Source organism: Mesorhizobium sp. M0800 (assembly GCF_040320095.1).
Taxonomy (GTDB): domain Bacteria; phylum Pseudomonadota; class Alphaproteobacteria; order Rhizobiales; family Rhizobiaceae; genus Mesorhizobium.
Window position 1 is genome coordinate 22,139 of record NZ_JAMYOZ010000006.1, and the last position, 26,921, is coordinate 49,059.

27 protein-coding genes and 1 tRNA gene are annotated in these 26,921 nt (G+C 63.8%); 15 read left to right on the top strand and 13 right to left on the bottom strand.

Features of this window, described 5'->3' with window-relative positions; all coding sequences use genetic code 11:
* Positions 1–45: 45 nt before the first annotated feature.
* Together NKI18_RS09975 and NKI18_RS09980 are read left to right on the top strand one after the other, a co-directional pair.
* A complete protein-coding gene (locus NKI18_RS09975; RefSeq protein WP_254819298.1) occupies positions 46–504 on the top strand; it encodes a phasin in 459 nt (152 codons plus the stop codon).
* Positions 505–850: 346 nt separating this feature from the next.
* Positions 851–927 (top strand) — tRNA-His (locus NKI18_RS09980).
* A gap of 60 nt (positions 928–987) precedes the next feature.
* Here the strand turns inward: NKI18_RS09980 and NKI18_RS09985 are convergent.
* Complete coding sequence (locus NKI18_RS09985) at positions 988–1,896, bottom strand: LysR family transcriptional regulator (protein WP_353019584.1); 909 nt, start codon at positions 1,894–1,896, stop codon at positions 988–990.
* A 136-nt stretch (positions 1,897–2,032) separates the two neighbouring features.
* On the opposite strand from NKI18_RS09985, the gene NKI18_RS09990 reads away from it, so the two are divergent.
* The 4 genes from NKI18_RS09990 to NKI18_RS10005 all read left to right on the top strand — a co-directional run bounded on the left by NKI18_RS09990 (position 2,033) and on the right by NKI18_RS10005 (position 4,693).
* Positions 2,033–2,785, top strand: a complete 753-nt coding sequence (locus NKI18_RS09990) for an SDR family NAD(P)-dependent oxidoreductase (RefSeq protein ID WP_352614787.1) — start codon at positions 2,033–2,035, stop codon at positions 2,783–2,785.
* A gap of 70 nt (positions 2,786–2,855) precedes the next feature.
* Positions 2,856–3,584, top strand: coding sequence for an SDR family oxidoreductase (locus tag NKI18_RS09995; protein ID WP_352614789.1), 729 nt, complete (start codon positions 2,856–2,858; stop codon positions 3,582–3,584).
* On the top strand, positions 3,584–3,928 hold the full coding sequence (locus tag NKI18_RS10000) for an Atu4866 domain-containing protein (protein WP_352614791.1): 345 nt from the start codon (positions 3,584–3,586) through the stop codon (positions 3,926–3,928). The genes NKI18_RS09995 and NKI18_RS10000 overlap by 1 nt, the downstream gene beginning before the upstream one ends.
* 510 nt (positions 3,929–4,438) lie before the next feature.
* A complete protein-coding gene (locus NKI18_RS10005) occupies positions 4,439–4,693 on the top strand; it encodes a DUF768 domain-containing protein (RefSeq protein ID WP_023719384.1) in 255 nt (84 codons plus the stop codon).
* A 60-nt stretch (positions 4,694–4,753) separates the two neighbouring features.
* Here NKI18_RS10005 and NKI18_RS10010 read toward each other — a convergent pair whose 3' ends face one another.
* The 3 genes from NKI18_RS10010 to NKI18_RS10020 all read right to left on the bottom strand — a co-directional run bounded on the left by NKI18_RS10010 (position 4,754) and on the right by NKI18_RS10020 (position 8,481).
* A complete protein-coding gene (locus NKI18_RS10010; protein ID WP_352614793.1) occupies positions 4,754–5,881 on the bottom strand; it encodes a DmpA family aminopeptidase in 1,128 nt (375 codons plus the stop codon).
* A gap of 7 nt (positions 5,882–5,888) precedes the next feature.
* Complete coding sequence (gene xseA / locus NKI18_RS10015; protein ID WP_352614794.1) at positions 5,889–7,454, bottom strand: exodeoxyribonuclease VII large subunit; 1,566 nt, start codon at positions 7,452–7,454, stop codon at positions 5,889–5,891.
* A 70-nt stretch (positions 7,455–7,524) separates the two neighbouring features.
* Positions 7,525–8,481 (bottom strand): LysR substrate-binding domain-containing protein, encoded by a 957-nt coding sequence (locus NKI18_RS10020; RefSeq protein WP_023680469.1) that lies wholly within the window; start codon positions 8,479–8,481, stop codon positions 7,525–7,527.
* Positions 8,482–8,715: 234 nt separating this feature from the next.
* On the opposite strand from NKI18_RS10020, the gene NKI18_RS10025 reads away from it, so the two are divergent.
* Positions 8,716–9,006 (top strand): DUF1127 domain-containing protein, encoded by a 291-nt coding sequence (locus tag NKI18_RS10025; RefSeq protein ID WP_352614796.1) that lies wholly within the window; start codon positions 8,716–8,718, stop codon positions 9,004–9,006.
* A 175-nt stretch (positions 9,007–9,181) separates the two neighbouring features.
* Here the strand turns inward: NKI18_RS10025 and NKI18_RS10030 are convergent, their stop codons facing one another.
* The 4 genes from NKI18_RS10030 to NKI18_RS10045 all read right to left on the bottom strand — a co-directional run bounded on the left by NKI18_RS10030 (position 9,182) and on the right by NKI18_RS10045 (position 13,316).
* The gene (locus NKI18_RS10030) at positions 9,182–10,240 is read right to left on the bottom strand and encodes a DUF937 domain-containing protein (protein WP_352614798.1); all 1,059 of its coding nucleotides are present in this window, start codon (positions 10,238–10,240) and stop codon (positions 9,182–9,184) included.
* A 102-nt stretch (positions 10,241–10,342) separates the two neighbouring features.
* Positions 10,343–11,716, bottom strand: coding sequence for a glutamate--cysteine ligase (locus NKI18_RS10035; protein WP_352614800.1), 1,374 nt, complete (start codon positions 11,714–11,716; stop codon positions 10,343–10,345).
* Between the two features lie 185 nt (positions 11,717–11,901).
* Positions 11,902–12,636: a 16S rRNA (uracil(1498)-N(3))-methyltransferase gene (locus NKI18_RS10040; protein ID WP_352615279.1), complete on the bottom strand. Its 735-nt coding sequence runs from the start codon at positions 12,634–12,636 to the stop codon at positions 11,902–11,904.
* Positions 12,637–12,668: 32 nt separating this feature from the next.
* Positions 12,669–13,316: a hypothetical protein gene (locus NKI18_RS10045; RefSeq protein WP_352614802.1), complete on the bottom strand. Its 648-nt coding sequence runs from the start codon at positions 13,314–13,316 to the stop codon at positions 12,669–12,671.
* Positions 13,317–13,390: 74 nt separating this feature from the next.
* Between NKI18_RS10045 and NKI18_RS10050 the strand changes: the two genes are divergently transcribed.
* Both NKI18_RS10050 and NKI18_RS10055 read left to right on the top strand, forming a co-directional pair.
* Entirely contained in the window at positions 13,391–14,089 is a 699-nt protein-coding gene (locus NKI18_RS10050) for a type 1 glutamine amidotransferase (protein WP_352614804.1), read from the top strand.
* A gap of 266 nt (positions 14,090–14,355) precedes the next feature.
* Complete coding sequence (locus NKI18_RS10055; RefSeq protein ID WP_353019592.1) at positions 14,356–14,517, top strand: hypothetical protein; 162 nt, start codon at positions 14,356–14,358, stop codon at positions 14,515–14,517.
* A gap of 93 nt (positions 14,518–14,610) precedes the next feature.
* On the opposite strand, the gene NKI18_RS10060 is transcribed toward NKI18_RS10055, so the two are convergent.
* From NKI18_RS10060 to NKI18_RS10070, 3 genes are read right to left on the bottom strand one after another with little or no spacing between them, the layout of a single operon-like run.
* Complete coding sequence (locus NKI18_RS10060; RefSeq protein ID WP_352615281.1) at positions 14,611–15,381, bottom strand: metallophosphoesterase; 771 nt, start codon at positions 15,379–15,381, stop codon at positions 14,611–14,613.
* A 38-nt stretch (positions 15,382–15,419) separates the two neighbouring features.
* Complete coding sequence (locus tag NKI18_RS10065) at positions 15,420–16,556, bottom strand: alpha-hydroxy acid oxidase (protein WP_352614806.1); 1,137 nt, start codon at positions 16,554–16,556, stop codon at positions 15,420–15,422.
* Between the two features lie 56 nt (positions 16,557–16,612).
* Positions 16,613–17,416: an FCD domain-containing protein gene (locus NKI18_RS10070; protein WP_353019595.1), complete on the bottom strand. Its 804-nt coding sequence runs from the start codon at positions 17,414–17,416 to the stop codon at positions 16,613–16,615.
* A 212-nt stretch (positions 17,417–17,628) separates the two neighbouring features.
* Here NKI18_RS10070 and NKI18_RS10075 point away from each other — a divergent pair, with 212 nt between their 5' ends.
* From NKI18_RS10075 to NKI18_RS10100, 6 genes are all read left to right on the top strand, one after another.
* Positions 17,629–18,963, top strand: a complete 1,335-nt coding sequence (locus NKI18_RS10075) for a DUF3422 family protein (protein WP_352614810.1) — start codon at positions 17,629–17,631, stop codon at positions 18,961–18,963.
* Between the two features lie 136 nt (positions 18,964–19,099).
* On the top strand, positions 19,100–20,596 hold the full coding sequence (locus NKI18_RS10080; RefSeq protein WP_352614811.1) for an FAD-linked oxidase C-terminal domain-containing protein: 1,497 nt from the start codon (positions 19,100–19,102) through the stop codon (positions 20,594–20,596).
* 224 nt (positions 20,597–20,820) lie between these two features.
* The gene (locus tag NKI18_RS10085) at positions 20,821–22,077 is read left to right on the top strand and encodes an FAD-binding protein (RefSeq protein WP_352614813.1); all 1,257 of its coding nucleotides are present in this window, start codon (positions 20,821–20,823) and stop codon (positions 22,075–22,077) included.
* Positions 22,074–22,457 carry a DUF4870 family protein gene (locus tag NKI18_RS10090; RefSeq protein ID WP_352614815.1) on the top strand — a complete coding sequence of 128 codons (384 nt, stop codon included), beginning with the start codon at positions 22,074–22,076 and terminating at the stop codon, positions 22,455–22,457. The genes NKI18_RS10085 and NKI18_RS10090 overlap by 4 nt, the downstream gene beginning before the upstream one ends.
* 68 nt (positions 22,458–22,525) lie before the next feature.
* Positions 22,526–23,827, top strand: a complete 1,302-nt coding sequence (gene glcF / locus NKI18_RS10095) for a glycolate oxidase subunit GlcF (protein WP_352614817.1) — start codon at positions 22,526–22,528, stop codon at positions 23,825–23,827.
* Positions 23,799–24,866, top strand: a complete 1,068-nt coding sequence (locus tag NKI18_RS10100; protein WP_352614819.1) for a hypothetical protein — start codon at positions 23,799–23,801, stop codon at positions 24,864–24,866. Before glcF ends, NKI18_RS10100 begins: the two co-directional genes overlap by 29 nt.
* A 9-nt stretch (positions 24,867–24,875) precedes the next feature.
* On the opposite strand, the gene NKI18_RS10105 is transcribed toward NKI18_RS10100, so the two are convergent.
* Positions 24,876–25,796, bottom strand: coding sequence for a bifunctional 5,10-methylenetetrahydrofolate dehydrogenase/5,10-methenyltetrahydrofolate cyclohydrolase (locus tag NKI18_RS10105; protein WP_352614821.1), 921 nt, complete (start codon positions 25,794–25,796; stop codon positions 24,876–24,878).
* A gap of 261 nt (positions 25,797–26,057) precedes the next feature.
* Positions 26,058–26,792 (bottom strand): L,D-transpeptidase, encoded by a 735-nt coding sequence (locus tag NKI18_RS10110; RefSeq protein WP_023680452.1) that lies wholly within the window; start codon positions 26,790–26,792, stop codon positions 26,058–26,060.
* Between the last annotated feature and the right edge of the window lie 129 nt (positions 26,793–26,921).

Genomic DNA, 26,921 nt, shown 5'->3' on the forward strand with positions numbered 1-26,921 from the left:
GAGACGGCATTTTGCCAAAGCCGCTGCCGCTGAAAAGGATGGAAAATGTCCAGGACCAAGACCGCTGAAACGATCGAAAACGTTGAATTCCCGAGCTTCGACGCTTCGAAGGCCACCGACCAGATCCGTGCCTTCGCCGAAAAGGGCGTTGAGCAGTCGAAAGAGGCCTACGCCAAGCTGAAGACCGGCGCCGAGGAGACCCAGAAGGCTCTGGAATCGACCTACGAGACCGCCAAGTCCGTTTCCAGCGACCTGTCGCTCAAGACCATCGCCGCCCTGCGCGCCAATGCCGAAGCCGGCTTCTCGCATTTCGAAGCGCTGATCGGCGCCAAGTCGCTGTCGGAAGTCGTCGAGTTGCAGACCGCTTTCCTGCGCAAGCGCGTCGAAATGACCGTCGAGCAGGCTAAGGACTTCCAGGCGGTTGCTGCCAAGGCGGCCGAGGACGTATCCAAGCCGATCAAGACCGCCTTCGAGAAGGCCGTGAAAGAAATCAAGATCGCCTAATATTTGCGCACAGTTTGACGATGCATCAAAAGGTCGCATTTCGTCAGACAAATAGATGTGCGATATAGTGGCTTATGTGAATACCCGGCGGGTGGAACCTCCTCCCTCTGCTCACCGGGATGACCAGCCAGCACCTCCTCCCGCTGGCTCGTAACAGGAAAAGGCCGGCACCTCCTCCCGCCGGCCTTTTCTTTGTCCGGCGAAAAAATGACGCGATGCCGGAGCGATCTTTTGCTTTGCCAAAAGCCTTGAATTAAACTCCGATAGCCCGTATGGACGCATCGCCGAACGACAGAGCGGGTCCCGGAGAATGAACGTTCCGTCTGGATCTCGCTCGGGCAAGCGTGCCGTTGTAGCTCAGATGGTTAGAGCGCCGGATTGTGGATCCGGAGGTCGCTGGTTCGATCCCAGCCAACGGTACCATTCAGCTTTCAGCCAGGCTTCTGACCAATAGCGCAAGCGATCTCTACGATCCGGTTGCGGTCACCTGCGATCCCGCGCCTGACGCGCGGCGCGCAGGTGATCCACGAGGGCTCTCAGCTTCGGCGCGATATTCCGTCGGCTGGGGAAATAAAGATAGAAACCCGCAAACGGCGGAAAATAGCCGTCGAGGATTGGCACGAGCTCGCCGCGGTCGAGCCAGGGGCGGAATGTATCGGCCATGCCGAACGTGATTCCGGCGCCTGCAACGGCCAGCCGGATCATCAGCCACATGTCGTTGGTAGTGATCTCGGGCGCAACCGCCACGTCGAACTCGCGCCCGTCCTCGCCGAACTCCCACCGATAGGGCGAAACTCCCGGCGCCGGCCGCCAGCCGATACAGCGATGTGCCACAAGCTCGCGCGGATGGGCGGGTGCTCCGAACTTTTCGAGATAGCGCGGGGCGCAGACGGCCATCTGTCGCTGATCGCCCGATACCGGCACGGCAATCATGTCCTGCTCGATCACTTCGCCGAGCCTCACTCCCGCATCATAGCCTTCGGCAACGATATCGAATTCCTCGTCGGTGACCACAATATCCAGATGCACCTCGGGAAACCTTTCTGCAAAGGACGCCAGCAACGGTCCTGACAGAAAGGCCTCTGCGATCGACGAAACCGCGATCCGCAGGCGGCCGCGCGGGCGGTCCAGCAACTCCGTGGTGGCTTCGATTGCCGCGTTCACGTCGGCGATCGCCCGTGCGACGCTCGCCAGCAGGCGCTCGCCCGCTTCGGTCAGGTTGACGCTGCGTGTCGTGCGCTGCAGCAATGCGATGCCAAGGCGCTGTTCAAGCCTGAGGATGCTCTGGCTGACCGCCGAGCGCGTCACGCCCAGCCGGCCTGCCGCAGCACGAAAATTGCGTTCCTCGGCCACCGCGACGAAGACGGCAATTGCATTGAGATCGATATCCATTGGTTAGTCAAACTTACCATCGAGGTTAACGGCGGGCGGGTTATCGCGACAATGCCACGGCTCTATCTCTGTCGCAACGGCAAGAAGGCTTGATCCTCCCGATCCAAGCCGAAGCCGACCGACAAGGAGATATCCCATGACATCACTCCCTTCCTCCTGGGACCTGGATGGAAAAGTCGCCCTCGTGACCGGCGCGGCACGCGGCATCGGCCGCTGCGCGGCGGAACTGCTGCGGGCGCGGGGCGCCCGGATCGTGGCAAGCGATCTCAGCGACAGCGTACGCGAATTGGAAGCCGAGGATGTGGCAACGCTGGTCGGCGATGTCGCCGACGAGGACCTGGCCAGACGCTCGGTCGAACTCGCCGCGAAGCGCTTCGGACGACTTGACATCGTCGTGAACAATGCCGGTCGCACGCTCAACAAACGACTGACTGAGACCTCGGTCGACGACTATGACCGCATTCTGCAGATCAACGCGCGCGGCAGCTTCGTTACTGCCCGTGCCGCAGTGGAATTGATGGCTGCCGGCGGTAGCGGCGCGATCGTCAATGTCTCGTCGATCTCGGCCGTCGCGGCCTTCGAGACGCAGGCGGCCTATGCCTCCTCCAAGGCGGCTGTCGCACAGCTGACCAAGGTGATCGCGATCGAATACGGGCGCATGGGCATTCGCTGCAACGCCGTTGCCCCTGGCGTGATCGAAACCGACATCATGGAAGGTGTGGTGGAGAATGGCCGGGAGATGCTGCGCAGCTTCGGCGGCGCGCATCCAATCGGCCGGATCGGCCAGCCGCAAGAAGTTGCCGAGGCCATCGCCTTTCTTGCCTCGCCGGCATCCAGCTTCATCTCCGGCGCCCTGCTTCTGGTCGATGGCGGCTACACTGCCCAGTGACCCCAAATAAGGCTGACGCACCGCACGCCATCCCTTCACAAAATAATCACAGACCAAAAGGATCATCTCGATGACCATGAACAGAGTTGTTCTGATCACCGGTGCCTCCAGCGGCATCGGCGCTGGCATTGCCCGCGAGCTTGGCGCGGCAGGTGCGAAGCTGATGCTCGGCGCACGCCGCACCGACAGCCTTGAAGCGCTTGCGGCCGAAATCGAGGCAGCTGGTGGAACGGTTCGCGTGCGAGCGCTCGACGTCACCAGGAGGGAGGATGTCGCAGCATTCGCCGATGCCGCCCGGGCCGAATGGGGCCAGGTCGATGTCATCGTCAACAATGCGGGCGTCATGCCGCTGTCGGCCATGGCAGCCATGAAGGTCGACGAGTGGGAGCTGATGGTGGACGTCAACATCAAGGGTGTTCTGTACGGCGTCGCGGCGGTTCTGCCGGAGATGACGGCACGCGGCTCCGGTCACATCATCAATATCGGTTCCATCGGCGCACTGGCCGTCTCGCCCACGGCTGCCGTCTATTGCGCAACGAAATACGCTGTCCGCGCGATTTCCGATGGGCTCCGCCAGGAGAGTGACGATATCCGCGTAACCTGCATTCATCCTGGCGTGGTGGAAAGCGAGCTGGCGAACACGATCTCCGACGAAGCCGCTGCCGCCGCCATGAAAACCTGGCGTGCTATTGCCCTGCAACCCGATGCAATCGCCAGGGCAGTGCGCTACGCAATCGAACAGCCCGACGATGTCGACGTAAACGAGATCGTCGTGCGTCCGACGAAGGCGGCGCATTGATGCGATCCACTTTGGCCGCAGTGCTTACGCGTATTGCCGTTGCTGTAGCTCCAACCGGCCTGACCCTTCCTGCAACTCCAATCCTTGCGGAGGAACCAATGCCGCACCAAGATCATCCCTATGTCGGAATGTGGGTCACCGAGGATCGCCATATCAGGCACGAACTCCTGCCGAACGGCCGTTATGACGAAGCGCGCGGTGACCTCGAGAGCGCCTATCGGGGACGCTATCAAGTGCAGGGCAACCACATAGAATACTGGGACGATACGGGCTTCACCGCGGATGGTGAGTTCGTCGAAGGCGTCCTCTATCATGCCGGCATGATCCTTTACCGCCAGCGATAGAGAGCCACCCTGAGACAAGCACTTCAGGGTTCCACAAGACGCTATTGCACGCCTTGCATGAGGCGCTCGGCAGTTTGCACCGCAAGCCTCGCCACACCACATATGTCCCAGCAAGCGCGGCGGAAAGAAGCAGGATCGCGAGCAGAGTCGACATTGCAAATGGTTGTCACTATATAGCGGCGGCTTTGACGGCTCGCCTCTTACATGGTGCCGGCGAGAGCGCGGTAAATGTGCTAGTCATTGCGACATCTATTGTGATCTAAAACGGCTTGAAAACCGAAAAAAAGCAAATAGAAACAATAGCGCGGGTCGAACGAGTTTCGTCGAGAGAATCAGTCCTCAAGAACTAGAACGTGCTCCTTGAACCCTCCATTCCCTTCAGCTCTGTGGACCTCGGACAAGTTCGGCTTGCCGGGCGAAGCCGACTCGGCTCGAATGGCAGCACGCATCTTTTCGAAGATGCCGACGTTTATGATTACCAACCGGCATAGCCGCTAGGGAAACAGCAGTATGAGTGAACACGCGATCGAGTTCTTGCGCGGGTGGATCGGCGAAAAAGTCCACTGCCAGCCCTCGCCAGCCAGAATTGAGAAGCAGGCCGAGACCCTCGCCAGGGAATGTGCGGCCAAGGCTGCCGAAGCCGGCATACCCCTGGAGGATATCCAGGAAGAGGTCGGCGACATTCAGGAGCTCATTGCTTCGAGGCTCGAAGAGGCGGCCGAGGCCGACCAGGACGAGCAGAATTCCAACAAGCCTGCCGGCTGACGGACCGCCCCGGCAAAACCTGCCGGGCGAACAATGCCTGTCTGATGCAGTTGCGCGGTCCTATCGCCGCGCAGCCTTGCCAAATCTCTCCTTGAGCCACTCTTTCGGCAATGCCGGCACGAAATTGCCGTCGCGCCCGGTCATGTCTTCATTGGCGACCAGCGCGTTGAGGATGGCTTCCTCCACGCTCTGAACGACGGCGTCGAAGAACGGGTTGATGTCGGCATCCGGTATATAGCCGGCGCTGACCAATTTGCCGGCCGCGCCGCGCGCCGCGTCGGGATTGGCCGTGCTGAAGGCCAGAAAGATATCGCCGGACGAATTATATCCATAGCCGCCGATCAGCGCGACGCCGAGCGGCACGCGTTTCGCCAGTCTTTTCAACTGGTGCGGCATGAATGGCGCATCGGTGGCGACGATCGCGATGATCGAGCTCTTTTCCGCTCGCGGCGTGTTGTCCCGGATCGCCGGTTCGGCGAGTTCCGCTCCGGCTCTGATACCACGGATCACGAGGTTTCGCCGTGCACCGAAATTCGACTGGACGAAGCAGCCGATCGCGAAACGCTCTCCATTCCAGTCGACGCTGCGCGAGGATGTGCCGGACCCTGCCTTGAAGCCGAAGGTGATCATGCCTGTGCCGCCGCCGACGCTGCCCTCTTCGATCGGCCCGCTTTCAGCCGTTTCGAGCGCGGAAAACACGTGCTCGAAGCTCACATGGTGGCCGTTGGTATCGTTCAGGAAGCCGTCGTAAGTCTCGCCCGCCACCGGCAGCGCCCAGGCGCTGTCGAGCGATTGCGGCAGCACCGTCTGCATCCAGCGCAACGTTGCGTCGCGGCTGACGCCGCAGGAATGCGTGTTGGTGATGGTGATGGGAAGATTGAACGCTCCGAGCTCCTCTATCAGATGCGAGCCGGTCAGTTCGCCATTGCCATTGGCGCTGAACACGCCGGCAAACGCAGGGACGGCCAACTCGTCTCTGGGCCGTGGCAGGATCGCGGTCACGCCGGTGCGTACCGGACCCTTGCCGACGACGAGCGGCCCATCCCCTGAGATCAGCGTCGTATAGCCGACCATCACGCCGGGCACATCGGTGATGGCATTGAAGCGGCCTGGCGTGCCCTCGAATGGGATCGCGAAGGCACGGGCGCGCAGTTTGCCCGAGGGCGTCGCAAGATGCGGGTCGGTCATTTCTTCCTCAGAAAAGCGAACCTTGGCCGCCCGGCGCCTTGAGCTTGGCCGCGGGCTTGGCAACCGTCTTCGGCCGCGCCGTGCCACTGATGGCGACTGCATCGGCGGTGCCGTCGGCGAACTCCAGCGAAAGCGCCATTCCCGACACCACTTCCGCCGCATGCTTGACCACCGCGCCGTCCGCATCCTTGACCAGCGCGAAGCCTCGCGCCAGCACGGCCTTGTGCGAGAGCGTCGCCAGCAGCCGGTCTGCCTGCGTCAGTTTTCCACGCAGACGGTCCAGCCGCCGCGAAATTGCCTGGTCCTGCCGCCGCGTCAGTGCCAGCAGGGCATCGCCTTGCAGTTTCTGCCGTCTTGCGATCGGCGCCGGTGACAGTCTGGTCGCCGTGCGCGAAAACCGCGCCCGACGCTCGCGCACGATGGCGAAGAAAGCCGCTTGCGCACGGGCGAGGTCGCGGCGGGTCAGAGTGCGGGCTTCGTTCATGCGCCGCGACAAAGTCGCCGGCGTCAGCCGCTGCCCCAGAAGCCTGGCTCGCTTGCGCTCGACGCTGACCGACAGCGCCCGGCCGAGCCGGCTCGTCGCCTCGTCGAAGCGCCGCCGCGGCAGCGCCAGCAACTGGTCGGGCGAGGGCAGCGCACGGGCGGCCGCGCGTGCCGCCTGCCGCTTGCGTTCGAAATTGCGCGACAGTGCGGTCTTCAACCGCGCGCCAAGGCCGGCAAGCGTCGCTTCGAGGTCGACCTTGACCGGCACGGCGATCTCGGCGGCGCCTGTCGGCGTCGGCGCCCGCACATCCGCCGCCAGATCGATCAATGTCCAGTCGGTCTCGTGGCCGACCGCGGAAATCACCGGAATGGCCGAAGCGGCGACGGCCCGCGCGAGGGCTTCGTCGTTGAAGCCCCACAGATCCTCCAGGCTGCCGCCGCCGCGCGCCACGATCAACAGATCGGGCCGCGCGATGGCGCCGTCCCATGGCAGTGCGTTGAAGCCGTTGACGGCAGCGGTCACTTCCGCACCCGCCGTCTCGCCCTGCACCCGCACCGGCCAGACGAGCACGTGCAGTGGAAACCGGTCCTTGATGCGGTGGATGATGTCGCGGATGACGGCGCCTGTCGGCGATGTGACGACGCCGATGACGCAGGGCATGAACGGCAGCCGCCGCTTGCGTGCCGCGTCGAACAGGCCTTCGGCCTGCAGCCGGCGCTTGCGCTCGTCCAGCAGCGCCATCAGCGCACCGGCACCGGCCGGCTCGAGATTGTCGATAACGATCTGGTAGTTCGACTTTCCGGGATAGGTGGTGAGCCGGCCGGTGGCGATCACCTCCATGCCTTCCTCTGGACGGAATTTCAGCCGGCTCATCGTGGTCTTCCACACCACGGCGTCGAGCCGCGCGCGATCGTCCTTCAGGCAGAAATAGGCATGGCCGGAGGAATGCGGTCCGCGATAGCCGGAAATCTCGCCGCGCACGCGTACATTGCCGAAGACGTCCTCGACCGTACGCTTCAGCGCGCCGGAAATCTCGCTCACCGTATATTCGGTGGCGTTGGTGCGTGATTCGGATGCTGCGTCGCTCATCGGCCGATTGGGGGACGATTGCTGGCCGGCGTCAAGGCGGCCGTGTTCGATGTCCGCCCCAATCGCGCGATCACCAGCCCGGCAGGATCTGGTTCGGCTTGGTCCGCTTCATCTTGGCGAAGGCGAGGGCGGCGAAATCGAACGTGCCGGTCTCCTCGCCGAGTGGCACGGAAATATTGTCGAGGCTCTCCGAAATGTGGCGCGCAAGCGCGTCGACGATCTCCGGCCGCGAGGTCTGACCGCGCATGATGCCGATGCGGCAATCGGGCAGGGCGCCGAAACCGTCGGCCTCGCCCAGCACCCGCATGCCGGGCCGCAGGGCGCATTCCGGCAGCACCGAGATCGCCAGACCGGAAAGCACCGCGGCGGCGATGACGGTGGCAGAGAAGCTGGTGAACAGGATGCGATAGTCGCGGCTCTGCTGATCGAGCACGTCGGCGGCGGCCCGCCGCCAGATGCAGTTCGGCCGGCCGAAGGCCATCGGCAGGATCGGCTGCTCATGCGTCGCATGGTTGGCCGAGGTAACCCACAGCAGCGGTTCGCGCCGCACCACTTCCGACTGGCCGCGCGCGTCGTTGTGCGTCACCAGCGCCAGGTCGAGATTGCCGCGCTTGATGTGTTCTACCAGTCCCGGCGTCGGTTCGCAGATAACGGTCAGTTCGACATGCGGGTTGGAACGGGCAAACCGCGCCATGATCTCTGGCAGGAAGCGATCGGCATAATCGTCCGGCGTGCCGATGCGGATGGTGCCTTCGAGCCGGCGGTCGTCGAAGGCGGCCAGTGTTTCCTTGTTGAGATAGAGCAGCCGCCTTGCGTAGGAGAGCAGTCTGTCGCCTTCCTCGGTCAGCCTGTTGGTGCGGCCATCTTTTTCGAACAGCGGCTTGCCGATCCGTTCCTCCAGCCGCCGCATCTGCATCGACACCGCAGACTGGGTCCGATGCACCGCTTCCGCCGCGCGGGTAAAGCTGCCGGTGTCGACAATCGAGATGAAGGTCTGCAACTGATCGAGATCGAGCGGCGCTTTCATTGGCCTAATCCATCATTGATGCTGATGCTAAAGATTAGAAACATTCGTTGGATTAATCAATCGGGCCATGGCAAATTCCCATTGTCCACATGAAGCGAATGCATGTCGCCCAAAAGTGGGCACCGGTTTTGGGGCGACGACATGCATCATCTTAGGTGAATCGAAGCCGGAACGGCCGCTGTCGCCAGCGCCCGATCGACCGGTTTCGCCCGTTCGAATGTGAAGGAGACCGACATGGCTACGTTTGATTTCGCTACCGAGACCTCGCGCATCACCTCGCGTCCGGCCGTTGCGACGCGCGTGGCCAATGCGGCTGCCAATGTTTACCGCGCCTGGAGAAACCGCCGCGCCTTTTACCGCCTCGGCGAGATGTCGGATGCCGAGCTCGCCGACATCGGCCTGACCCGCGCCGACCTGCACGTCGCTGTCGGTGTACCCTTTGGCCGCGATCCAACCGAGAGGCTTCGCGTCATCGCGGTCGAGCGGGCCGAAACGATCGAGGATCTTGCCCGCAAGGTCGTGTGATCGCGTGGTTTCGCCGTTCGGGCGCGTTGAACCTTTTTGAGGCACGACGCCACTAAGTTACGCAGGCTCCCCACTCCCTGCCGGATCCCCCCGGCCAGCCTGCGCGCTGCCCGGTCCTCCCAGGACCGGGCTTTCTTTTTTGGGCGACACTGATGATTGGTTGCCGGTGTCTGGTCTAGCGCCGGCCCATGCCCTGCTTGAACTGGTCGAAGATCGACTCCATGCCTTTCTGGTAGTCGTCGCGCTGCTGGGCGCCTGTCTCGAACATCTTGCCGAACAGGTCGTCAAACGGATTTCTCGGCCTGCCGCTCGGATTGGCCTGCGGCTGCGGCGCCTGGGGTTGCTGCGGCGCCTGACGCGGCTGAGACTGTTGTGCGCCACCGCCGAACATGTCCCGCAGCACCTTGCCGAGCGGATTGTCACCATAAGGGTTCTGTGTCTGCTGGGGTTGGTTCTGCGGCTGCTGTGGCTGTGGTGCACCGCCGCCGAACATATCCTGCAGCACCTTGCCGAGCGGATTGTCACCATAAGGGTTCTGTGTCTGCTGCGGCTGGCTTTGTGGCTGCTGCCCGCCGCCGAACATGTCCTGCAACACCTTGCCCAGCGGGTTGTCGCCGTAAGGGCTCTGCGTCTGTTGCGGCTGCTGCCCGCCGAACATATCCTGCAGCACCTTGCCGAGCGGGTTATCCGTGGGGCCTGCAGGCTGAGGGGTCGGTGCCTGGCTGCCGCCGCCAGCCTGCCGCATCATCTGCTCGATGAGCTCGCCAAGCGGATTGCCGCCACCGCCTGCCGCATGCATCTGCCCGCCTAGCTGGTTGGTGGTCTGCTTGAATAGCCCGCCCATCATCATCGAGGCGATTGCCGGCAGCATCTGCTGCAACACCTGCTGGCTGACGCCGCTCGCCTGCGCGGCCTGGCTGGCGACGGCCCGCGACAGGTCCTTCGAGCCGAACAAATGGCCGAGAATGCCCTTGCCTTCATCGAGGCCCTGCGGCGAGAAGGCCCGGCTTGCATCCTCGAAATATTTGGCGTGCTGGCCGCTGGCCATCGCCGTCATGAAGGAGCCGAGCCCATAAGGGTCCGCCGTGTTGCGCTTCAGCCCCTGCGAAAAGGCCGGCAGCAGCGCCGCGACCGCCGCCTGCGTCTGCTGCTGCGAAAGCCCGAACTGCTGGGCCAGCGCCTGCATGCCGTTGCCGTTCTGGGCCTGTGCCAGAATATCGAACAAGGAAGGCATTGTTTTCTCCTCCGGGAAAATCCTCGTTGGAGAAGCCTAATTCGTTTCCATCACTGATTGAAGCGAATTTGCCGGACCATCGGCCAAGCGGATAGCGAAGCGTTAATACGCGTATTCCATGAACACCGGCTCGATCGAGCCGCCCCAGCGTGTGTGGTAGGCCGAGAGCATCTCTTCGGCGCTGGTCGTGCCGCGCGCGACGACCTCGTCCAGCGTGTTGAGGAACGAGGTCTCGTCGTAGCCGTCGCGGTTCTTGCGGCCGCGGTTCTTCAGTCCCATGCGCGAGATGACGAGCACGTCGCGGGCGATCTCGCGCAATATCGTGTTGCGGAAGGGCGCCGAAATGCCCTGTTCCGGCACTGCGTTGCGCATTGCCAGCACTTCGTCGTAGCTCCAGCTCGAGGTCAGCGCCTCGGCGGCGTCGAGCGCAGCCGCATCATAGAGCAGCCCGACCCAGAAGGCCGGCAGCGCGCAGATGCGCCGCCACGGCCCGCCATCGGCGCCGCGCATTTCGAGAAAGCGCTTCAGCCGCACATCCGGGAACAGCGTCGACAGATGGTTCGCCCAGTCGCCCATCGTCGGCAGCCCGTCCGGCAGTTCGTTGCGGGCAGCACCCGCCATGAACTGGCGGAAGGTGATGTGCGTCATGTCGTGGTACTGGCCGTCGCGGATGACGAAATACATCGGTACGTCGAGCGCCCATTCGACATAGTCGGCAAAGCCGAAATCGGGCGAGAAGCAGAACTCGAGCAGGCCGGAGCGCTGATTGTCGGTGTCGCGCCAGATCTCGCCGCGCCAGCTCTGCAAGCCGTTCGGCCGGCTTTCGGTGAAGGGCGAGTTGGCAAACAGCGCCGTCGACAGCGGCTGCAGCTTCAGCGACACCTGCATCTTGCGGCGCATGTCGGCTTCGCTCTCGAAGTCGAGATTCACCTGGATGGTGCAGGTCCGGTACATCATGTCGAGGCCCTTGGTGCCGACCTTGGGCATGTAGCGGGTCATGATCTCGTAGCGAGATTTCGGCATTTTCGGCGTCTCGGCCAGCGACCATTTCGGGCTGCCGCCAAGGCCGAGAAAACGAATGCCCATCGGTTCGGCGATCTCGCGCACCTGCGCCAGATGCGCATTGCCTTCGCGGCAGGTCTGGTGGATCGTCTCCAGCGGCGCGCCGGACAGTTCGAACTGGCCGCCGGGCTCCAGCGAGATCGCGCCCTGGCCGGTCGGCTCGACCAGTCCGATGATGCGGCCGGCATCCATGATCGGGTCCCAGCCGAGTTTGTCCTGCATGCCCTCGAGGATGGCGCGGATGCCGCGCTCGCCGCCATACGGCACCGGCGCATTGCCGTCGACATAGAACGGGAATTTCTCGTGCTCGGTGCCGATGCGCCATTTGTCGCGCGGCTTGTTGCCTTCGGCCAGGTGCTCGACGAGTTCGTCGACGCCTTCGATCGGCCGGAAATCGGTAGTATCGCGCGCCATAATAGCCCTCCGCACATGGCCCCGAAAACTGGCTTCGATTTTCGGAAAGGATCATGTGCCCAATCAAATGCTACAGCGTCCTTTGCGCGCCCGAAAGGACACGCGGCCACTGCCGGCGCTAGATGGACGAAATGTCAGTAGCCGATCAAGCGAAAAATCCTGAGCCAGCGGGTAACTGGAATTGATCACCAATCGCCGATTGTCGCCTGGATCAGCGCCAGTGCCGCCACCGCCGCCGTGTCCGCCCGCAGGATGCGCGGCCCGAGCGGAATCGCGGTAACGAAAGGCAGCGCTCTCAGCATCTTGCGTTCCTCGTCGGAAAAGCCGCCCTCCGGTCCGACCAGCAGACCGAGCTTTCTCTCCCGCACCGCCTGCAATGCCGGCAGGGGATTGTTGGTCGATGCATCCTCGTCGCAGAAGATCAGCCGCCGCTCGCGGTCCCAGCCCGCCAGCAGGCGCTCGAATTTTTCCGCTTCGCGCAGCTCTGGCACCGCCAATATGCCGCATTGCTCGGCCGCCTCGACGACATTGGCGCGCAGCCGCTCGATCCCGGGTTTTGCCACTTGCGTATGCTGGGTGATGACCGGCTGCAGGATGCCGGCGCCCATCTCCACCGCCTTTTGCACGAGGTAGTCGAGCCGCCCCTGCTTTAGCGGCGCGAAGCAATAGACGAGATCGGGCAACGGCGGCTGCGGCCGCTGCAATGCCAGCACCTTCAGGCGTACAGCTTTCTTCGATTTTGCCGCGATCGCCGCCGACCATTCGCCGTCGCGCCCGTTGAAGACCAGAATTTCGGCGCCTTCGCCGAGCCGCAGCACGTGCGAGAGATAATGGCTCTGCTGCGGGCCGACGTCGAACTCGATGTCCGGTCCAAGCCCGTCCGGCACGAACAGCCGCTGCATCTTGTAATTGGCGCGCATCGCCGAGGAATGCGGCAACGTCACCCTCGGCGTCAAGCCTCGGCGGAAGGATGCCAGACAGGCTCGTAGCCTTTCTGCAGCACCGAAACAGTTGTCGCTGGCGTGAGCAGGCGGATTGGACCGTCGGTAAAACCGCCGAACGCCACCGGTTCGCCATAACCGCCGAAACTCCAGGGCAGCGCGGCGCCATCAAACAGGGCGTACGCCCTGTTTCCTGACGAGATCATCGTGCTGTCCGGCAAGTCCGCAAGCGCTTCCGGTTTCAGTCTCGTCGCTCGTCCGCCCGAGGCCAGGCGCTCCTTGTGCAGGCGCTTGTCGAGTTGCGGCGCGCGTGGCTCGGCAATGCCGAAGGCGTCGCCGAAACGCCGGACAAAATCCCTGGCCCGCTCGCGCCGGCAGAAGAAGCAGGGACGGTGGCCAGCGGCAAGTGCCGTCACCTCGTCGAGAAAAAACAGTTCGGTCCAGCCGGCCTTGCCGCCAGCCCGGTTGCGGCCCATCGGCTCGCGCCGCACGTTGCCGAATTCGCAGACGCAGATGATCCAGCCTTGCAGCGCCCAGCGCTTCTTCAACAGCGTTCTCGTCTCGGGGTCGTGAATGATGCCGCGATTGCCCATGAACAGGCCGCGCTCCGGCACGGCATGGATGGCGCCGAACGGGTCGACCCGGTTTTGCAGTGGCATAGGCGTTCCCTGTTGGCTGCAATGCTGGTGCCATGATATCGCTCGTTGCATCAATTTCATGTCAGCAGGTTTCGATGCGGGTCTTGGTTGTCCAGAACTTCGACAATGAGGGCCTTGGCCAGATCGGCGCGGCCCTTGTCGAGGCGGGCACCGATATCGACCTGCGCCGTCCCTACCGCGGCGACGCGCTGCCGCAAGATAGCGGCGGGCATGACGCCATGGTGGTGCTCGGCGGCGCCCAGAATGCGCTGGACGACGAGCTCTGTCCTTATTTTCCGGGTCTGCTCGAGCTGACACGCGACTTTGCCGAGAGGGATCGCGCGGTGCTTGGTATCTGCCTCGGCAGCCAGTTGGTCGCGCGCGCCTTTGGCGGCGAGAACCAGATCGGCGGCGCGTCGGAGTTCGGCTGGCACGAGGTCGCGCTCACCGCGGCGGCGCAGGCCGATCCGGTGCTCGCCGCCTTGCCTGAAAAATTCCCGATCTTCGAATGGCACGACGACACCTTTGTCTTGCCCGAGACTGCCGTGCGGCTGGCCGGCAATGCCGTCGCCGAGAACCAGGCGTTCCGCATCGGCCGCGCCGTCTATGGCTTCCAGTTTCATTTCGAGGCGGACCGGCCGATGGTTCGCGACTGGAGCACGTCCTTCGCACCGCTGATCGCCGAACGCCATCCGGATTGGGCCGTCCGGCTCGACGACGAAATGGCCCGCAACGGACCGCAAGCCGATGCCGCCGGCCTGGCCATCGCCCGCGCCTGGGTGGCGACGATCTGACGGCCCATATAGTCAACGTATTTGGCGACGTTGCATATTTGGCACGCGGCGGCAAATCCGCCGGGGATAACGCGTTTCATCCTTGGCCTGTGTCTGTCCGCCAGCCTAAAAGGCGCGCGCTCTGCATCTTGCGTGCAACCGCGATGAACCTTTCCTGTGACCCGCGCGACACACCGCCGATACAGAACATGCCTAGAAGCGCGAAACCGTCAGACATTTGCGACGTACTTCGCGTTTCAACGCATTGGTAACCCGCTCGTGCATAGATGCAGAAAGCTCAACAAGAGATGACGTCCGTGAAAGCAGCCTTTTTGTCCTTTGCCATGTTGTCGGCCATCGTCTTGTGCGGCCTCGGCATTTATTCCGCCGACGCAGCCAACAACCACAATGCCGTTGACGGCTACGGAGTCACCGCCGCGCTTCACTAGCCTTCGCCGTCCAGGGCGCCGCGAACGCGAAGCGGAGCGCAGGCCCTCGGATCCCATGCCGTGACTTTCAAGCGTCGCAGCCTCGGCTGAATATCAACTAGCCCGCTCACCCGTCACTGTCAGGATATGCTTGTCAGCGCCGTCCACCACGAGCGCGGTGAGGTTTCCCGACTGCCAGGCGAGGGTGTCGACATTGACGCGGTTGCCGGTGATCTCGGCCTTGGGCACCGGCGTATGGCCGTGCACCACGATCTTGGGATAAAGACCGGTGTGGTCGTGGAAGACCTCGCGGATCCAGATCAGGTCCTGCCGGCTCTGGTTTTCCAGCGCAATGCCGGGCCGGATACCGGCATGGCAGAAGAAGAAGTCGCCGAATGTCACTGAAAAGGCCAACGAGCGCAGAAATTCGAGATGGTTCTGCGGCACCGCCTCGATCAGCGCGGCATGGCCTTGCCGAAGCGTCTCCGCCTTGCCGAACCAGTAGGCGTTCGCTGTCAGCGCGACACCATAGGACAGCGCCGTCTGGATGCCGCCATAGCGCATGAACAGACCGTCCGGATCGGGGACATCGAGAAAATCGAGGAAGCCGACATCATGGTTCCCGGCCAGCATCAGGTGACGTGGATCGCGTTTTTGTGCGTCGATCAGGAAATCGATGACGCCCTTGGAGTCAGGGCCCCGGTCGACATAGTCGCCGAGATGGATCACGCGCCAATCGGCAGCAGGCTTCCACTCCAGTTCGCTCTCGATCCGGCGGTGCATGGCGGTCAGCAGGTCGAGCCGACCGTGCACATCGCCGATCGCATAGAGGCGCATACCTTCCGGTCCGCGCGCGTCGAAAAAATTGATGCCGGGCTCCGTCAATGCCTGCGTCGCCTCCGTGGTCATGCCGTCACGGGACTTTAGCGCCGAAGCTGATCCTTGCCCATGTCGGTGACCAGGCGCTTTCCGCACAGCGCCAGCGTTATGTCCATCTCCTTGCGGATGATTTCCAGCGCCTTGGTAACGCCTTCCTTGCCGAGCGCGCCGAGGCCGTACAGGAAAGGCCGGCCGATATAGGTGCCCTTGGCGCCAAGGCACAGTGCCTTGAGCACGTCCTGGCCGGAACGGATGCCGCCGTCCATATGCACCTCGATCGCGTCGCCGACGGCATCGGCGATCTCTTCCAACGCCATGATCGACGACGAGGCGCCGTCGAGCTGGCGGCCGCCATGGTTGGAAACGATGATCGCGTCGGCGCCCGTCCTGGCCGCCATCAGCGCATCTTCCTTGTCGAGTATGCCTTTCAGGATCAGCTTGCCGCCCCAGCGCTCCTTGATCCAGGCGACGTCCTTCCACGACAGATGCGGATCGAACTGCTCCTTCGTCCACGACGACAGCGAGGCGAGGTCGCCGACGCCCTTGGCATGGCCGACGATGTTGCGGAAGCTCCGGCGCTTGGTGCCGGCCATGCCGACGCACCAGCGCGGCCTCGTCGCCATCTGCCAGAGGTGCTTCGGCGTCATCCGCGGCGGCGCCGAAAGCCCGTTGCGGATATCCTTGTGGCGCTGACCGAGGATCTGCAGGTCGAGCGTCAGCACCAGTGCCGAACATTTCGCCGCTTTTGCGCGATCGATCAAATCGAAGACGAAGTCCTTGTCGCGCAGCACATAGAGCTGGAACCAGAACGGCTTCCTGGTCACCGACGCGACATCCTCGATCGAGCAGATGCTCATTGTCGACAGCGTGAACGGCACGCCGAACTCCTCCGCCGCCTGCGCCGCCAGCATCTCGCCGTCCGGATGCTGCATGCCGGTCATGCCGGTCGGCGCCAGCGCGACCGGCATCGACACCTTCTCGCCGATCATGGTCGATTCCAGCGAGCGGTTGTCCATGTCGACAAGCACGCGCTGGCGGAACTTGATCTTCTGGAAATCCTCTTCGTTGGCGCGGTAGGTGCTTTCGGTCCAGGCGCCGGAATCGGCGTAGTCGAAGAACATCTTCGGCACGCGGCGGCGCGCCAGGTCCTTGAGGTCGGCGATGGTGAGAATGCTGCTCATGGATCTTTTTTCCGCTGGTTCTTCGCTGGTTCGTCGTTGAATTTTCTGGGCGGTGCCTACGGCTGTTTTCTTGCCGGCTCACCGCCACCGGGCTCGGAGCGCTGCCTGAGCCTCAGCCGCGACACGCGCTGCCAGTCGCCGCTGCGCTCGGCCTCGGCCATCGACCGTTCGACATAGGAGATGTGGTCCATCGCCGCCTGCCGCGCGGCGGCTGCATCGCCGGCCTTGACCGCCGCATAGATTGCCCGGTGCTGCGAAAGCAGCGCCTCGCGCGCGCCCGGCACGTTGAACACCAGCCGCCGGTTCTGGAACACGCCTTCCGACAGCAGCCGATAACAGGAGCGCAGCGTGTGCAGCAGGATGATGTTGTGCGCGCATTCGCAGATCGCGTGGTGGAACTCGACGTCGATTTCCGCCTCGTCGTCGAAATTGCCGGTCCGGTGCGCCTCGTCCATACGTGCCATGATGCGGTCGAGCAGCGCCAGATCGTCCGATGTGGCACGCCGCGCCGCATATTCCGCCGCCACCGCCTCGATCTCCCGGCGGTACTCCAGATAGTCGGTCACCGCCTTGCGATGCATCGACATCAGGTCGGTCACCGGCTTGGTGAACAGCTGGCCGATGACATCGGCGACATGGGTGCCGCCGCCTGGCCGTGTCGTCAACAGCCCGCGCCCTTCCAAGGCTTTCAAGGCATCGCGCAGGATCGGCCGCGACACCTCGAACTGGCGCGCCAGTTCGCGCTCGCCCGGCAGCCGGTCGCCGGTGCGCAGGACGCCTTCGAGGATCAGGCTCTCGATCTGCTGCACCACCTCGTCGGCGGTGCGCGAATGCTCGATCCGGGAGAAAATGTCGCTCAAACGGGATGCCTGGGGGTTGAACCGATGTCGCGCAAGATAAAGCCGGCGTCGCCAACTGGTCAAATTATTTATCCAATTCGCCGGGGGCCGGGTCCGTTTCACAGCCGCGGCGCCATATCATCTTCAGCTAAATTGGGCGTTTGCGTCCCCTGGCGATTGCCTCTAGAGGGACATCATTGCCAAAGGGCTCACAGAAGCCCGGGGGACCAGCCGTGCCAGACGCCGACCCGTCCAGCCTCGAATTCCAGCTGCGCGCCAAAGCCGTGGGCGGCACCGTCATGGGCTTTCCGGCGCATGAAGGTCGGCCGGGCGCGCTCGGCGAGGTCCACGCCCGGCCGCAGCCGCTGGTCGAAAAGCCGCGCGTGCTGGTGCAGCTTTCCTTCATGACCGAAGCTGGATCCGGGATCGATCAGGCCGTGCTTTCCGAATTGTCGCGACGCCTCGGCATCGCCGCGCCCGACCCTCACGCCCGCCACCACGCGATGAAATGGGGCAAGGGCTCGCTGCGCTGGGAACGCCACACGGAATTCTCGACCTATCTCTGGGAAGGCCCGCTCGCCGAAAACGGCAGGGGGCAAGAAGACACACCCTTCGGCAACGGGTTTTCGCCGCCGGGCACGGTGATTTCCGGCATCAGGCTGGAGATCCGCAAATGGACGCCGGCGAACGAAAAACTGATCGCCGGCTTCGACCCGACCAGCCTGTGCTATTCGCTGGTCGAGCGCGGCAACGCGGCCATCGTCACCGATTTCCGTCAGGATGGCGACGGCTTGACCCGCATGCTGGTGCTCGACCGCGGCCTGACCCCGGCGCGCACCGGGGCACTGTCGCAGCGGCTGATCGACATCGAGACCTACCGCACGCTGGCCATGCTTGGGCTGCCGCTGGCCCTGACGCTGTCCGGTCGCGCCCGCCGCATCGAAGACAGGCTGGCCCAGACCACGTTGGAAATGAAGGTCGCCGAGACCCGCGACAGCCAGACGCTACTTGCCGACTTGACCGAACTGGCCGCCGAACTGGAGGCCGATGCCGCCTCCAGCCTCTACCGCTTCGGCGCCAGCCGCGCCTATGACGGCATCGTGCGCGAACGGCTGGAGGCGCTCGACGAAGAGGCGGTGCCCGGCTACGACACCTGGGGCGGTTTTCTGCAGCGCCGCGTGGCGCCGGCGATGCGTACCTGCCGTTCGGTCGAGGAGCGTCAGGCCAACCTGTCGACGAAGCTCACCCGTGCCACCACACTGCTGCGCACCTGGGTCGACGTCGAGGTCGAGAAGCAGAACCGCGATCTTTTGGCATCGATGAACAATCGCGCCCGCCTGCAATTGCGGCTGCAGCAGACGGTGGAGGGGCTCTCGGTCGCCGCGGTTTCCTACTATGTCGTCGGCCTCATCGGCTACGTCGCCAAGGGCGCCTCGATCTTCGGCCATGCCTTCGCGCCGGAAATGGTCACCGCCGCCTCGGTGCCGCTCGCCATCGTGCTCGTCTGGTGGGGCGTGCGCCGCGTCCGCCGCATGCACTCCGAACCAGGCAAGCAGCCGGGCGAGTAGTGTGGGGCGCAGCGGCAGATTGCCGCTGCGGAAGGCTGTCTCGGCCATAGGCCTCTCATCCCGGCCAAAGCGGCATTTGCAAGCGACCACCGTCGCTGGTAAAAGATTTTTACCAGTCGATCGAAGGAGGCTGTCGATGTCCGGCCCTGCCATGCCGAAACCAGACGACACCACGATGCGCCGGCGCGACGAGATCGTCGCCGATATGCGCATCATCGTGCCGGGCGAGGGCGTCGTCGACGCCGCCAATGCCATGCGCGCCTTCGAGAGCGACGGGCTCACCGCCTACCGGCAATTGCCGCTGGTCGTGGTGCTGCCGCAGACCGTGGCCCAGGTCTCGCGGGTGCTGAAATATTGCAGCGACCGCAACATCCGCGTCGTGCCGCGCGGCTCCGGCACCTCGCTCTCCGGCGGTGCGCTGCCGCTCGAAGACGCGGTGCTGCTGGTCATGAGCCGCTTCAACCGCATCCTCGAGATCGATTTTCAGAACCGCGTCGTCGTCGCCCAGCCCGGCGTCACCAATCTCGGCATCACCACCGCCGTCGAGCAGGAGGGCTTCTATTACGCCCCCGATCCATCCTCCCAGATCGCCTGCTCGATCGGCGGCAATGTCGCGGAAAATTCCGGCGGCGTGCACTGCCTGAAATACGGTCTCACCGCCAACAATGTGCTCGGCATCGAGATGGTGCTGATGAATGGCGAGGTGGTGCGCCTCGGCGGCAGCCATCTCGACGCGGAAGGCTACGACCTGCTCGGCGTCATGACCGGCTCCGAAGGACTGCTCGGCGTCGTAACCGAGGTCACCGTACGCATCCTGAAGAGGCCGGAGACGGCGCGTGCCCTGCTGATCGGTTTCCCGACCAGCGAGCAGGCCGGCCAATGCGTTGCCGACATCATCGGCGCCGGCATCATTCCGGGCGGCATGGAGATGATGGACCGTCCGGCCATCCACGCCGCCGAGGATTTCGTCCAGGCCGGCTATCCGCTCGATGTCGAGGCGCTGCTGATCGTCGAGCTGGACGGGCCGGGTGTCGAGGTCGACCATCTGATCGGCCTGGTCGAAGCCATTGCTTTTAGGAACGGCTCGACCACATGCCGCACGTCGCAGTCGGAACAGGAGCGGCTGAGCTTCTGGGCCGGCCGCAAGGCGGCTTTCCCGGCGGTCGGCCGCATCTCGCCCGACTACTACTGCATGGACGGCACCATCCCGCGCAAGGAACTGCCGCGCGTGCTCGCCGGCATGCGCGAGCTGTCGGAGAAATACGGGCTCGGCGTCGCCAATGTCTTCCACGCCGGCGACGGCAATCTGCACCCGCTCATCCTCTATGACGCCAACGTGCCGGGCGAACTCGACAAGGCGGAGAGTTTCGGCGCTGACATATTGCGGCTCTGCGTCAAGGTCGGTGGCGTGCTGACCGGCGAGCACGGGGTCGGCGTCGAGAAGCGCGACCTGATGCCGGAAATGTTCAACCAGATCGACCTCGACCAGCAGATGCGCGTCAAATGCGCCTTCGACCCCAACCATCTTTTGAATCCCGGCAAGGTCTTCCCGCAATTGAGGCGATGCGCCGAGCTCGGGCGGATGCACGTGCATCGCGGGCAAGTGGCGTTTCCGGACATTCCGAGGTTTTGAGTGCGTATGTTAGCGCTTGAACACCCCCCTCTGTCCTGCCGGACATCTCCCCCTCAAGGGGGGAGATTGGCAGCTTCGGCGCCTCGCCCTCCTGTTAACGCTGGAGATTGGCGAAGCCCGACGCAGCATCCGATCTCCCCCCTTGAGGGGGAGATGTCCGGCAGGACAGAGGGGGGCGCGAAGGAACGCGACGTTCCCGCATTTGCCAATGCCGCGTCCGTCCCATGACCACCTTCACCCCATCCACGGCCGCCGAAGTCCTCTCTACCGTCCAATGGGCGGCCGCGGAAGACTCGCCGCTCGAAATCCTCGGCCACGGCTCCAAGCGCGGTATCGGCCGGCCGCAGCAGAGTGAGCATACGCTCGACCTTTCCAAACTCTCCGGCGTCACGCTTTACGAGCCGGCCGAACTGGTGCTGTCGGCAAAAGCCGGCACGCCGCTGGCCGAAATCGAAAGCCTGCTTGGCGAAAACGGCCAGCAACTGGCCTTCGAACCGATGGATTACGGCCCGCTGCTCGGCGGTGAGCCAGCGCGAGGCACGATCGGCGGCGCACTCGCCGCGAACCTTTCCGGCCCGCGCCGGCTGAAGGTGGGTGCTGCGCGCGACCATATCCTCGGCATAGCAGCCGTTTCCGGGCGCGGCGAGGCCTTCAAGTCGGGCGGCCGCGTCGTCAAGAACGTCACCGGCTATGATCTGTCCAAGCTGATGGCCAACAGCTGGGGCACGCTGGCGGTGCTCACCGACGTCACCTTCAAGGTGCTGCCTGCTGCCGAGACCGAAGTCACGCTTGCCATCCGCGGCCTGCTCGACGATCACGCCGCCGCCGCCATGGCGCTGGCGCTGGGTTCCAGCGCCGAAGTGTCGAGTGCTGCCCATCTTCCCGAACGGGTCGCCGCGCGGGTCGCTGGCGGCAGTCTGGGCAGCGATGCCGCGACGCTGCTGCGCATCGAGGGCTTCGGCCCGTCGGTCGCTTACCGCATTGCCGCGCTGAAAGACCTGCTGAAAAACGCTGGGCCGCTGCAGGAGATTTCCGGTTCGGTCTCGTACTCGGTCTGGCGCGATGTCCGCGACTGCGCGCCGTTCGCCGATGGCAGCGAAAGGCCGGTGTGGCGCGTCTCGATGGCGCCGTCGCGGGGCCACCAGATGGTGCTGGCGCTGCGCATGCAGGCCCCGGTCGATGCCTTCTACGATTGGCAGGGCGGGCTGATCTGGCTGCGCATGCAGCAGGACGATCCCGAGGCCGGCCTGTTGCGCGGCCTGATCAGAAGACATGGCGGCGGCCATGCGACGCTGGTGCGCGCAACCCCTTCGCACCGCGCCGCCGTGCCGGTGTTCGAACCGCAAGCGCCGCAACTGGCAGCACTGTCGGCGCGGCTGAAGGCCGAATTCGACCCGAAGAATATCCTCAATCCCGGCCGTATGGCGCCTAGCGCAAGCTCTGCTACTCTCGCGCCGGCAACCGAGGGAGGAGCACAATGAGCGATCCAGGCCAAAACGGTACGTCACGCCAGACCGACCGCTGGCTGGAGCCCGGCCCGACCAACGCGCTGGTCATCTACATCCTCTATCTCGCCGGCCTAGCCATCGGCGTCAGCGGCATTGTCGGCATCGTCCTGGCCTATATCAATCGCGGTAAGGCCGGCGGATTCGTCGAAAGCCACTACACATTCCTGATCCGCACCTTCTGGATCGGCCTGCTCTATGCACTGATCTCGGCGCTGTTGATGATCGTGGTCATCGGTGTCGTGCTGATGGTCGCGGTCGCCGTCTGGTTCATCGCACGCTGCATTCTTGGCCTGCAGGCGCTGCAGCGCGGCGAGGCGGTCAAGAACCCGGAAAGCTGGTTTCTGGGATTATGAGCATGATCCCCAAAAGTGGGTACCGGTTTTGGGAAAAGATCATGCTCAAACGGTAAGGATTCGTTTACGTGCAGACCAATTTCTCAGCTGCCCAGCTCGCCGATCCGCATGTCGCGGAATCGGAGAAGATCCTGCGCAAATGTGTGCATTGCGGCTTCTGCACCGCCACCTGCCCGACCTACGTGACGCTCGGCAACGAACTGGATTCGCCGCGCGGCCGGATTTATCTGATCAAGGACATGCTGGAAAACGGACGGCCGGCCGACAAGCAGATCGTCACTCATATCGACCGCTGCCTGTCCTGCCTCGCCTGCATGACCACCTGCCCGTCGGGCGTCAACTACATGCATCTGGTCGACCACGCCCGCGTCCATATCGAGGAGACCTACAAGCGTCCGCTGGCCGATCGCCTGACACGCGCCATGCTGGCCTTCGTGCTGCCCTATCCCTCGCGTTTCCGCGCGGCGCTCAAGCTGGCGAAGCTCGGCCAGCCATTCGCCGGCCTGTTTGAGAAAATCCAGGCATTGAAGCCTTTGGGCGCGATGTTGAAGCTGGCCCCGGCATCGGTCCCGGCAGTCTCGCCGATGGCCTCGCCGGGCGTCCATGCCGGGCAGGGCGCGAAGAAAAATGGCCGCGTCGCCATCCTCACCGGCTGCGCGCAATCCGTGCTCGATCCCGGCATCAACGACACGACGATTTCGCTGCTGACCCGGCTTGGCGTTGAGGTCGTGGTGCCCGAGGGCGAGGGCTGCTGCGGCGCGCTGGTGCATCATATGGGGCGCGAGGACGCTGCCTTGGCGTCGGCCCGACGGAACGTCGACGCCTGGACGCGCGCCATCGAGCAGGGTGGACTCGACGCCATCGTCATCACCGCATCCGGGTGCGGCACCACCATCAAGGATTACGGCTTCATGCTGCGCCTCGATCCGGCCTATGCCGACAAGGCCGCGCGCGTGTCGGCGCTGGCCAGGGACATCACCGAATATCTGGCAAGCCTCGACCTGCCCGAGCCGGTCCGCAAGCCGGGCACCATCGTCGCCTATCACTCGGCCTGCTCGATGCAGCACGGCCAGAAGATCACCCGCCAGCCGAAGGAGCTTCTGGTCCGTGCCGGCTTCATCGTGCGCGAGCCGCGCGAAGGGCATCTGTGCTGCGGTTCGGCCGGCACCTACAACATCCTGCAGCCCGAGATTTCGGCGACGTTGCGCGACCGCAAGGTCAGGAATATCGAGGCGACCGGTGCCGAAATCGTCGCCACCGGCAATATCGGCTGCATCACCCAGATCGCTTCTGCCGCCAAGCTGCCGGTGGTGCATACGATAAAGCTGCTCGACTGGGCCTATGGCGGCGAGCCGCCAAAATTGGTTTGATTGCTGCGCACCCGCCGATGAGACTGCCGAGATGCCCAACCCAAAGTCCGAAGAGATTGGAACCGTCGTTCGGCTGCTGTCGGACAGATCGCCGGCGACGTTCCAGGCCAGCTATGGCGAATGCCAGACAATCATCGCTCGTCATCTCAAGGATGGGTCCGAATTCCTGTTTGCGCTCATAAAGGCAGCGGTAGAAGCCGACGTCCAGCAAGACAATCTGATTATCGACGCCGTTTCGTTTCTCGACGACGCGCATTTGGCTCGTCTGGCATTTTTCCTGCAAGAGGAAGTGAAACGCGGAATAGACGTGGAGGATCTGCTGGCTCACGTCGCCTTGCAGGCGCCGGAATTGTTTCCAGACAGTACCTTGGGCGACATTCCCGATTTCGCAGACTGGCTGACGCATGATGATCCTCGTTCGCCGCCGGCATGTCATCATTTCAGCTTTGAGGAAGGCGCTCCGAGCGACATGTCTTTTCCGACGCATCGCTATCATCCTACCTGGCATCTGCCGGCGACTGGCAGGCCACTTATGGTCGGCGGCGAAGGATCGGCAGTGTGCCCGACCTGTCGAGAGCGACTGATACATCTGATTACGCTGGACGATCTTGGGAGTGAGCTGACGATGCCTCTTCCCAGACTCCGTATCGAGACCTGTGCGAATTCTCTCGAACCGACCTATTATTCCCACGACGCTGCCGGTGTGCCGACGCCGATCGCGCCTCTGCATTCGCCCTACATTGAGAGGCCTGCAAAAGCCGCCGAGAAAAGAACTGTTCGGTTGGCGCCGACCCCTAAACGGTGGCTCAGGCAGTCGTACGGGATAAGCAATTCAAGGCAAAACCTGTTTCGGCTTGGCGGGCTGCCGTCATGGATTCAGGGACCGCAGTTTCCAGTCGTTCCCGGAACGGATCGGGAAATGAAATTTCTTCTTCAGTTCGATTCACTCGCCGGTTTCTTCTGGGGCAGCGGCGGCGTGCTCTACGTCTTCTGGGATGACGAGTCCCGGATCACCTGCCATGTGCCGCAATGCACGTGACGAAAGCGCCTACTCCGCCGCCAGCCGGTCTGCCGTGCCGTAGGTGGCCTGGTAGCGGGCGCGCTGGCGGCTGAGCGCTACCATCGTGTTGCGCAGCAGGATCGCCACCGTGATCGGGCCGACCCCGCCCGGCACCGGCGTGATCCAGGAGGCGACTTCCTTGACGCTTTCGGTGTCGACGTCGCCAACGATGCGGCTTTCGCCGTCCGGCCCGATCTCCGAATTGATGCCGATGTCGATCACGGCAGCGCCGGGCTTCACCATGTCGGCCTTGATCAGCCGCGGCCGGCCCACGGCGACGAACAGCGCGTCGGCGCGGCGTGCGTGTGCCGCCACCGAACGCGTCATGTGGTGACAGACGGTCACCGTCGCGCCTTCGCTCATCAAAAGGAAGGCGATCGGCTTGCCGACGATCTCGGAATGGCCGACGACCACCACCTCGAGCCCCTTGAGGTCGAGGCCGGTTTCCCTGAGCAGTTCGACCGAAGCGGCGGCGGTGCAGGGCGCCAGGTCGAGCTGGTTGTAGACGATGTTGCCGATCGAGGCCGGATGCATGCCCTCGACATCCTTGAGCGGATGCACCGCCGCCTGCAGCGTCTTGATCGGAATGTGCACCGGCACCGGCCGCTGGATGATGATGCCGGTGACGCGCGGGTCGGCGTTAAGCCCGTGGATTGCCGCTTCCAGCTCGCCGGCGGTGATGTCGGCGCGAAAGCGCCTTTCCTCGAAGCCGATGCCGGCCAACCCGGCCTTGGCGCGCTGGTTGCGGACATAGACGTCGACCGCGGCGGTATCGCCGACGGTGATCGACACCAGCTTGGGCGGAAAGCCTTCGGCGGTGGCGATCGCCGCGTCCTCGCGCACGCCGGCGATGATGCGTTGGGCAACCGGGCCGCCCCTGAGATAGCGGCTGTCATCGGAAAGGGACATCGGGATGGGGCCTTTGTCTGGATTTTAGCCGCCACATAGCAAAGCAACCGCGAAAAGGCAGCGCGAAAAGCGAACCGCCATGCCGGTCGCGCGACGTGCCGGCGAAATCTTCCCGTCAATTCCTGCTGGCGGAAACAAAAAGGGCAGCACGGCTTGCCGCGCTGCCCTTTCGTGACTGGCCGCATCCCCACACGGCCCGTCCCCCGTTACTCAATGCTCCCGAGGCTTCTGAGCAGAATCATCGGTGAGGTCAACCGCAGATTACATCACTACAACCGTCGTGCCAACATTGACCCGCTCGTAAAGGTCGACCACGTCCTCGTTGCGCATGCGGATGCAGCCCGACGACACCGCGCCGCCGATCGTCCAGGGCTGATTGGTGCCGTGGATACGGTACTCGGTCGAGCCGAGATAGAGCGCGCGTGCGCCGAGCGGGTTTTCCATGCCGCCGGCGAGATAGGTCGGCAGATAACGGCCCTTGGCGGCTTCGCGGGCGATCATCACCGCCGGCGGCCGCCAATCCGGCCAGACGCGCTTGTTGGTGACCTTGTGGGTGCCGGACCATTCGAAGCCCGGCTTGCCGGTGCCGACGCCATAACGCCGCGCCTTACCGTTTTTCCCGACCAGATAGAGGAAATTCTCTCGCGTATCGATGACGATCGTGCCCGGCTTCTGCGGGCCGTCATAGGCGACTTCCTGCGGCAGATAGATCGGGTCGATCTGCGGCCGCATCACCATGCGCTTGGCCGGCGCCTGCACCGCTGCGGTGCGCAGCTGATCGGGTTCGGCCAGCCGCCGGTAGCGCCGTTGCGGCTGCGCCTCTTGCCGGCTCTGCCGCACGATGCCCGGCGCATGGCCGAGCTGCAGCACCCAGGGCGCCGAAAGATCTGGGCTGACCACCACCGGCGGCCTCTCGGCATAGCGGTCGTTGGCATTGGCGGCGCCGGCCGCAAGCACGGCCGCGGCGCCGAACAGGGGGAACAAGAATGTCTTCATCGCAACGCACCTTGATCGTCGAACATGCCGGGGTGCAAAGCCTCCCCGATTTCGCCGACATTGGGCGCGAAGCGGCAACCGAAACATGAATCGGAATGCGTAAAATGCCGATCTGTCAGTAAAGCTTTT